This window comes from Cupriavidus sp. 01L45 (assembly GCF_056399885.1).
Window position 1 is genome coordinate 1 of record NZ_JBFTSG010000110.1, and the last position, 8,387, is coordinate 8,387.

At 63.6% G+C, this 8,387-nt stretch carries 6 protein-coding genes and 1 pseudogene; 6 read left to right on the plus strand and 1 reads right to left on the minus strand.

Going from position 1 to position 8,387, the window contains the following annotated elements; translation table 11 throughout:
• Positions 1–1,065 (plus strand): ATP-binding cassette domain-containing protein (locus AC1DT6_RS39600; protein WP_477115540.1); only part of this gene is annotated, 1,065 nt, incomplete at its 5' end.
• Between the two features lie 468 nt (positions 1,066–1,533).
• Here the strand turns inward: AC1DT6_RS39600 and AC1DT6_RS39605 are convergent.
• Positions 1,534–2,331, minus strand: a complete 798-nt coding sequence (locus tag AC1DT6_RS39605) for an IclR family transcriptional regulator (protein WP_477104611.1) — start codon at positions 2,329–2,331, stop codon at positions 1,534–1,536.
• A gap of 172 nt (positions 2,332–2,503) precedes the next feature.
• On the opposite strand from AC1DT6_RS39605, the gene AC1DT6_RS39610 reads away from it, so the two are divergent.
• From AC1DT6_RS39610 to AC1DT6_RS39630, 5 genes and pseudogenes are all read left to right on the plus strand, one after another.
• Entirely contained in the window at positions 2,504–4,261 is a 1,758-nt protein-coding gene (locus tag AC1DT6_RS39610; RefSeq protein ID WP_477104610.1) for an FAD-dependent oxidoreductase, read from the plus strand.
• Between the two features lie 90 nt (positions 4,262–4,351).
• Complete coding sequence (locus tag AC1DT6_RS39615; protein WP_441634776.1) at positions 4,352–5,110, plus strand: SDR family NAD(P)-dependent oxidoreductase; 759 nt, start codon at positions 4,352–4,354, stop codon at positions 5,108–5,110.
• 58 nt (positions 5,111–5,168) lie between these two features.
• Positions 5,169–6,524 (plus strand): MFS transporter, encoded by a 1,356-nt coding sequence (locus AC1DT6_RS39620; protein ID WP_441634764.1) that lies wholly within the window; start codon positions 5,169–5,171, stop codon positions 6,522–6,524.
• Positions 6,521–7,681 (plus strand): MFS transporter, encoded by a 1,161-nt coding sequence (locus tag AC1DT6_RS39625; protein WP_441634766.1) that lies wholly within the window; start codon positions 6,521–6,523, stop codon positions 7,679–7,681. Before AC1DT6_RS39620 ends, AC1DT6_RS39625 begins: the two co-directional genes overlap by 4 nt.
• A gap of 225 nt (positions 7,682–7,906) precedes the next feature.
• Positions 7,907–8,212: pseudogene (locus tag AC1DT6_RS39630) on the plus strand (porin); the annotation flags it as partial.
• Between the last annotated feature and the right edge of the window lie 175 nt (positions 8,213–8,387).

The window sequence follows — 8,387 nt, forward strand, 5'->3', positions numbered from 1 at the left end:
GATTCAATCGTCAACGCGTCACCCAAAAAGGCAGAAGTAAACGCGAGAAGTAAACGCGAGACTCAGACAGTTTACAAGTGCCGCTTCAAGTCCTTGAATGTAAACACTTTTCCGGGGCGCCAGGATCGCTTCGGTGGGTCAACGATGTGTATAACCGCATGGCTTGAAGTCGGGCGCGCGATCCAAGCGGCCGGCGCATTTGCCGCGATATTGAGTGCACTGACGATTATCGTTGATAATTTCGAGAGCCTGAGCCTATTTGTCGCAGGACTGGACCGCCTGGACACATTCTCCGGCTATCTCGCGGCGAAACCAGCGAGCCCGAAGGAAGCAGAAGACGAGATTCAAGTATTACAAGACTCCCGTTTGGCACTCGAGCATGTGACTCTGCAGACGCCTAGTCGTGAGCGGACGCTGATCAAGGACCTGTCCGTCTCAGTCAACCCAGGGGAGGGCCTCCTCATTGTGGGCGTGAGCGGGGGTGGAAAGTGCTCGCTTTTACGCGCGGTTGCGGGCCTGTGGAACACCGGCAAGGGGCGGATCGTCCGGCCAGGCCCAGAGGAGATGCAGTTCTTACCACAACACCCCTACATGGTGCCCGGTAGCTTGCGCGACCAGTTGCTATATCCCAACAACAATCACGGGAGAATATCGGACGGGGAACTTCTGCGGCTGCTGGAGATGGTGAACCTTCCAGATCTCATCGAGAGATTTGGTGGATTGGATGCGGACCTGGACTGGGGAAAAGTTCTCTCCGTCGGTGAGCGGCAACGGCTCGCTTTCGCTCGCGTGTTGCTTTCAAGACCTCGGTATGCCATGTTGGACGAGGCGACCAGCGCGTTGGATATTGGCAATGAGGAGGATCTGTATTCTCAACTGTGCAGCACATCCACCACTCTTGTCAGCGTCAGCCACCGCCCCACGCTTCTGAAATACCACCACCAGGTACTGGAGCTGAAAGGAAGTGGGCAATGGCAGTTGTATTCATCCAGCAATTTCAGCTTTGCTTGGCCCCCGAGCACCGCCAAAGCGGACTTGCTACGTGACGGTCGACATTGCGAGTAGTGGGGCAGCGTAATCGTAGCGACGGCCGTGGCGAGGAATTCTCCTTCTGCCTGGGTCCCACCCCGTTGTGCGCTGCATCGGCAACACGCACCGAAGGTCCGCTATGGACATGATGCGCGCACGAACGGACCCATCGCAGATGGTCGTTATCGATAGGGCGTATCGGTCCGCAACGGCCGACCGCCCGCCGGATGGCATCGTTCGACGAAGGGCCGCTGTCAGAGTGAAGCCGACGTTCAGATGTCCGCGCAACGACGTGGATGAACGGCCGAAACTGGCCGGGAGGAGCCGTCCGCCGCCGTGTCGGCCAACGGCGCTTCATCGGCCGTTTCTGCCTTTCGTCCAATCCCACGTGTAAGCGCCGGCATCGCACAAGCCTCAAGATAGACGGACCGTCGTCGGGCAAGAAATGGCCGCTCATGGAAACGACCATTTCAGCCCCCTGAAGCTAGACGACTGTAAGCACTTCTACGAGCCCCTGTAGCCGAGGCGCTTCGAAACCGCCTGCGCACACGCATCCAGTGCTTTGGCCACCGGCCCCTCCCAATCGGTATCAACAGTGCCGGTCGGTCCCATGATGGTGATCGTCAGCGCAATGTTTCCCGAATAATCGAACACCGGCGCAGAAAAGGCGACGATCCCTGGCGTGGGATGGTTGATGCTGCGGGACATGTGGCGCGCCCGCGCTTCCTTGATCATTTCCTCGACCACGGCGGCGTCCAGCGGATGCGCAATATCGGGGCCGAGCCGAATGCGATCGTCCAGCAACAGCTTTTCGGTGAACTGCCGTGGCAGGAATGCCGAGAAAACCCTGCCGGTCGCCGTATTGGCGAGCGACATGACCGTGCCGGTGCGGATGTTCGTGTGGATGGGATAGGACGCATCGATCAGCCGCACGATGACCGGCCCAAGGTTTCCCCAAACAGCGAGCGCGACCGCGTGCGACGTCTCTTCCGAAAGCGCTTCGGCGAACGGTGTGGCCTCGCGGATCGGGTTCAGCGTCTGCAGGCTGGTTAGCCCGAGCTGGATGGCCATCGGGCCGAGCAGATAGTGACCCGTGACCGGGTCCTGGGCGACGAGCCCGATCTTGCCGAAGCTCACCAGATACGGATGGATCTTGCCGGACGGCATGTTCGCCGCCTTCACGAGATCGCGTAGCGCCATCGGCCTGGCCTCGGAGGCCAGCACCTTCAGGATTTCTCCTCCCACTTCAATCGACTGGATGCCGCGGCGCTCTCGCTCGGGTGCCTGGTCGGTCTGTTCCACGGTATGTCCCTGCCATGAGATGGATAGTGGGCGCAGTATAGCACTAGACAATATCTAATGAACAAGCGTAGGGTTAACGTGTAGATAATTTCAAGCGCGCTAGTACTAATCTAGCAGGCATGGTGGTGCCGCTCTTGGCGACCGTACCGCCCGCACTTGAATGGAGAAGTCGATGTCTACACTGCAACAGGAAAAATGTGATGTTCTGGTCATCGGATCAGGCGTCGCCGGCATGTCCACGGCCATTACTGCCGCCAGCCGGGGGCTGAAGGTCATCGTGGCCGAGAAGGCGAGCTACTACGGCGGCACGACGGCCCGCTCGGGCGGCTGGCTCTGGGTGCCGAACACCCATCTGGGCAAGGCATACGGCCATCACGAACTACCGGACCAGGCGCTGACCTATATCCGGAACCAGGCCGGCGCCGGGTTCGATGAGGCGCGTGTACGCGCCTTTCTGGCGAACGGCCCGAAAGCGATCGAGTTCTTCATGACGAAGACCGCCGTCCAGTTCGACATGCCGCTAACGTTCCCGGACTACCACGCCGAGGCGCCCGGCGCCGCACAGGGTGGCCGCTCGATGGTGACGCGTCCGTACGACGCGCGCGAGCTCGGCCCGCTGCTCAAAACCCTCGGCCCCGTGCTGCCGGAACTGACGGTCTTCGGCGTAACGATCGGCTCCGGCAAGGAGATCGTTCACTTCATGCGGGTGACGCGATCGCTGCAGTCCGCTTGGTATGTCACCAAACGTCTGACCAAACATTTCCTGGAGGTGATGAAGTACGGGCGGGGCATGACGCTGACCAACGGCAACGCGCTGGCCGCGCGGCTCGCGAAGTCGGCGGCCGACCTGTCGATCCCGGTATGGCTGTCGTCGCCTGCCGTGCAGTTGTTGCAGGAGGGGGGGCGCGTCTCCGGCGCGGTGCTTGAGCGCGACGGCCAGCGGGTCAGCGTGAAGGCGCGTCACGGTGTGGTGCTGGCCAGCGGCGGATTCCCGCACAACCTCGAGCGGCGCAAGGAGACTTACCCGCACGTGAAGGCCGGGCACGGCCACTTCTCGCCAACGCCGCAGACCAATGTGGGCGACGGCATGCGCATGGCCGAAGAGGTGGGCGGTGTGTTCGACAAGACCCTGTCGAATGCCGCCGCGTGGACGCCTATGTCGCTCGTGCCGCGCAAGGACGGCACGACCGGCATCATGCCCCACTTCATCGACCGGGCGAAACCAGGCGTGATTGCCGTCAGCCTGGATGGCAAGCGCTTCGCCAACGAGGCGAACTCATACCACGATCTCGTGCAGGCGATGATCGCCGCCTCGAAGGGCAAGCCGGAGACGGCGTGCTGGCTGATCGCCGACCATGCGGCGATCCGGCGCTACGGCCTCGGCTTCGTGAAGCCGTTCCCGATGCCGCTCGGGCCGCATCTGCGCAACGGCTACCTCAAGCGCGGCAAGACGATCGAGGACCTTGCGAAGCAGATCGGTGTCTATCCGGCGACACTCGCCGCCACCGTTCGCCAGTACAACGAAGCGGCGCAGTACGGCCGCGATCCCGAGTTTGGGCGCGGCAGCAAAGCCTACAACCGCTACCAGGGCGACGCGCTGCACACGCCCAATCCCTGCGTCGCACCGCTGGCCAACGGTCCGTTCTATGCGCTCAAGCTCGTACCGGGCGACCTTGGCTCATTCATGGGCATCCGTACGAACGAGCACGCCCAAGTCGTCTCCCGGGACGGCGATCCGATCCCCGGCCTCTACGCAGCGGGCAACGATGCGGCAAGCATCATGGGCGGCGAGTACAGCGGTGCGGGCATCACGCTCGGCCCGGGGCTGACCTTTGGCTATGTCGCGGGCAACCACATCGCCGATCACGTTCAGACCACGCTCCCGAAAGCGAGTGCGGCTGCGGCGCGCGAGCCTCTGGCCATGCACTGAGTTCCCTACCCGATTTTTGTCACCCACGCGGCCGCATTGCGGCGGCCCCGTGGCGGCGTTCACCCTGAATTTCCCTCGATTGCAATCATGATGATTCCTCAACTCCTGACCGGGAAGGTCGCTTTCATAACCGGCGCGGGCCAGGGCAACGGCCGGGCCATCGCCATCGGCCTCGCAGAAGCCGGCGCGACGGTCGTCGTGACCGACATGAACGAAGCCAATGCCGACGAGACGGCGGCGATGATCGATGCCCGTGGACATGCGGCACGAGCCTGCGCGCTGGACGTGACCGATGCCGCGCAATGCCGCGCCGTCGCCGAAGAGATCACCGCCTGCGTCGGCCCCGTCGACGTGCTGGTGAACAACGCCGGCATACTCATTCGCGAGGGCATCGACAGCGAGAATGCGCTGGCCAACCTGCAGCGGGTGATGAAGGTCAACCACGAAGGGACTTTCAACGTCTGCCACGCGTGGCTGCCGGCCCTGCGGCAGACCCGTGGCGCCATTGTCAACGTCGCGTCCATCGCGTCGCTTTCGGGCCAGCCGAACACGCTCGGCTACTCGCCCTCGAAGGGCGCGGTGAAGATGCTGACCCAGTCGCTGGCAGCCGACCTCGCGCGCGACGGTGTGCGCGTCAATGCCATTGCACCGGGCGTCATCGAAACGCCCATGACCGTTTCCACGCGCACGGACCCGGCGAAGCTCGAACGCTTCATGTCCCGCATCCCAATGAACCGGGTTGGGCAACCCGAAGAGCTGGTGGGCGCGGTGCTGTTTCTCGCCTCGTCGATGTCCACCTATGTGACCGGCGTGACCCTGCCCGTGGACGGCGGGTACCTCGCCGCCTGACCCTCACAAACGAGGCAAGCGCGCACAGCGCGCTTGCCCGCCCATCCAGGAGACAACGATGAAACAGGCATCCCGCACCATAGACGTGCAGTCCTTCATCGACGCCGAACGCTTTTCCCCTTGCCAGTGGCTGGTCCTCGCCTTCTGCTTCCTCGTCGTGGCGGCTGACGGCTATGACACGGCGGCAATCGGCTTTATCGCACCGGCGCTGGCGCACGAGTGGGGCATCGGCCGCGGCGAACTTGGTGTCGTCATGAGCGCAGCACTGGGTGGCCTGAGCCTGGGCGCGATCTTCGCGGGACCCGTGGCGGATCGCATTGGCCGGAAGACGGTACTGGTGGCGGCCGTCACGTGCTTCGGAGGATGGACACTCGTTGCCGCCCATGCACAGACCGTCGGCACATTGACTGTCCTGCGCTTCCTGACCGGACTCGGGCTCGGTGCGGCCATGCCGACGACCATCACGATGATGTCGGAATACGCGCCGTCGCGTCTGCGTTCCCTTGCGGTGAATGCCATGTACTGCGGCTTCTCCGGTGGGCTGGTGGCGGGCGGTGCGGCATCGGCCTGGCTGATTCCTCATTTCGGCTGGCGAAGCGTGTTGACGGCTGGCGGCATCGCGCCGCTGATACTCGCCGTGCTGCTCCTTGCACTGCTTCCGGAGTCGGCCCAGTTCCTGGCGGTGCGCGCCGGGGCGCCCGAGCGGATCGCGCGCATCCTGAAGCGCATTGCGCCTCGGCAATCGCTCGAACACTGCGTGTTCGTCGCGCCGATGGCTTCGGCAGGCAAGGCGGGAAAGGCGTCGGCTCTTGCACTCATCCTGTCGGCCGGATACCGGCGGCGCACGTTCCTGCTCTGGCTGTCGTGCTTCATGGGTCTGGTGATCTATTACCTGATGACGAACTGGATGCCGACGCTGTTCCGTGAAGCCGGATTCAGCGTGGAACGTGGCGCGTTGCTGGCCTCCCTGTTTCCCCTTGGCGGCTTGCTCGGCAACCTTGTTGCGGGCTGGCTCATGGACCGCTTCAATGCCAACCGTACCATCGTCGTAGCGTACCTGCTGGCCGCTGTGCTCGTCATCGTGGTGGGACGCGGTGTCGATCATCCGGAGTTCCTCGGCATCTCGCTTTTCCTTTGTGGCACCCTGGTCACGAGCGGGGCAACTTCGATGTCCACCTATGCCGCAGGCCTCTATCCGACCGAGGCGCGTACGACGGGCGTGGCGTGGATGCAGGGCATCGGGCGGATCGGCGGCATGGCCGGCGCCTTCATCGGCGCAGGCCTTCTCGGTCTTGGCTGGGGTTTCGGCGATGTATTCGGCCTGCTCGCCGTGCCGGCGCTGCTCGCGGCAGGGTCGGTCTTCATGATCGCGAAGCCCCGGCACGCCTATCCGATGGCAAGGGTGGCGGAGTGAGGCGGTTCGGAGCTCTCGCCATTGCGGCGGTCATGAGCATGGCGTCCATGCGCGCCTGTGACGCCTTGCTTCCGGCACTGTCGTCGGACTTCGATGTACCCATTGGCATGGCGGCGTGGTCCATCTCCGCGTTCGCGCTGGCCTATGGCCTGATGCAGCTCGTATTTGGACCGCTCGGCGACCGCTTCGGCAAACTCCGCGTCGTCACCATTGCGCTGGCAGGCTGCGCCGTTGCGAACGTCATGGCCGCCGTGGCCCCGACCATGCCCGCCCTCGCGCTGGCCCGGGGACTCTCGGGCGCAGCCGCGGCGGGTGTCATCCCCATGAGCATGGCGATGATCGGCGATACGGTTCCGGTCAGGGACCGGCAGCAGGTGCTTGCCCGCTTCTTCCTCGCGACCATCGGCGGGATGATCGGTGGCCAGTGGATATCCGGGCTGATCGCCGACTGGCTGCACTGGCGCATTGCGTTCGGGGTGCTAGCGGCGGGCTCCGGCGTCGCGGCGCTCGTCGTGTGGATGCAGGGATCGGGCATGGTCTCCGACCTGATTGCCAGGCGTTCATTCGGGGAGCAGTTCCGCAGCGTGCTGGGGCAGCCACGCGCCAGACTGGTGTTCGCAGTGACGGCAATCGAAGGCCTGTTCACCCTGACGGGATTTGCCTTTGTGCCGACATATCTGCACGGCCGCTTCGGGCTCGGCCTGGGTACGGCCGGCGTGGTGGTGGCGATGTATGGCGTCGGTGGCCTGGTATATGTGGCGCTGTCCGGCGTGCTGATCAGGCGTCTGGGCTCTGATGTGCTGGCCGCCCTCGGAGGCGCGCTCCTGGGTGCCGCCTTCGCCATCGTCGCGGTCGGACCACGGTGGGAATGGAGCGTGCCCGGATGCTTCCTCGGCGGACTCGGCTTCTACATGCTTCACAACACCTTGCAGACCCAGGCGACCGAGGTGTTCCCGCCATCGCGCGGTACGGCGGTCGGGCTGTTTGCCGCGAGCCTGTTCCTTGGGCAGGCGCTCGGCCTGAGCGGCGCTGCGGCCGTCGCCGGCACCTTCGGCGAGCGATGGCTGTTTGCCGCCGCCGCCGTGGCTCTTCCCCTTCTCGGCATGGCATTCGGAGGACGGCTCCGCACAGACGGTCCCCGTCACCGTCCCGGATAGCTGCCATAGATGCCTGCCACCTGCCCGCCATCGAACCAGTTTGCGAAGCGATCACGACGCTGATCGCTGCTGGCTTCCACTTCCCGATTCACCTGACGACGGGCCGTTCGGCACGTCTATTATAGGAAATCCCTTTTTTTAGAACCCGAACCGAACATGCATCAAGACAACTGGAGGAATCCAAGATGCAAGACTTGACGACAAGAAGCGGCATCACGCTGCTGCGTGGCGCTCTCCCTGCTGGGTGCCACAGGATTGGCCCATTTCGAAGTGACCCTGTATGGCGTAGTTGATAGCGGCATCGAATACGCCAATCACCAGCCCGGGAATGGAGACAGCGTCTATCGCGTGACTTCCGGAAATATCGCCGGCTCCCGCTGGGGACTTCGGGGTACCGAAAACCTCGGAAACGGTGTGCAAGGCGTGTTCGTACTTGAGAGCGGGTTCGACGTCGACACCGGAAAATCCGACCAGGGTGGCCGCCTCTTCGGCCGCATGGCCTATGTCGGACTGCAGGGATTGTGGGGGAGCTTTGATTCCGCTGCAATATGCGACGGTTCGCAAGCCCAGCAGCCACGCCGAGCACGAATTGATCGGGCGACGGCGCGGCCCAACGATGAAGCTGGGCCTGGCGCTGCACATTGGCTTTTTGCGCATGAGCGGCTGCCTATTGGATGCGTTCAGTATCCTGCCACCAGTACTGCTT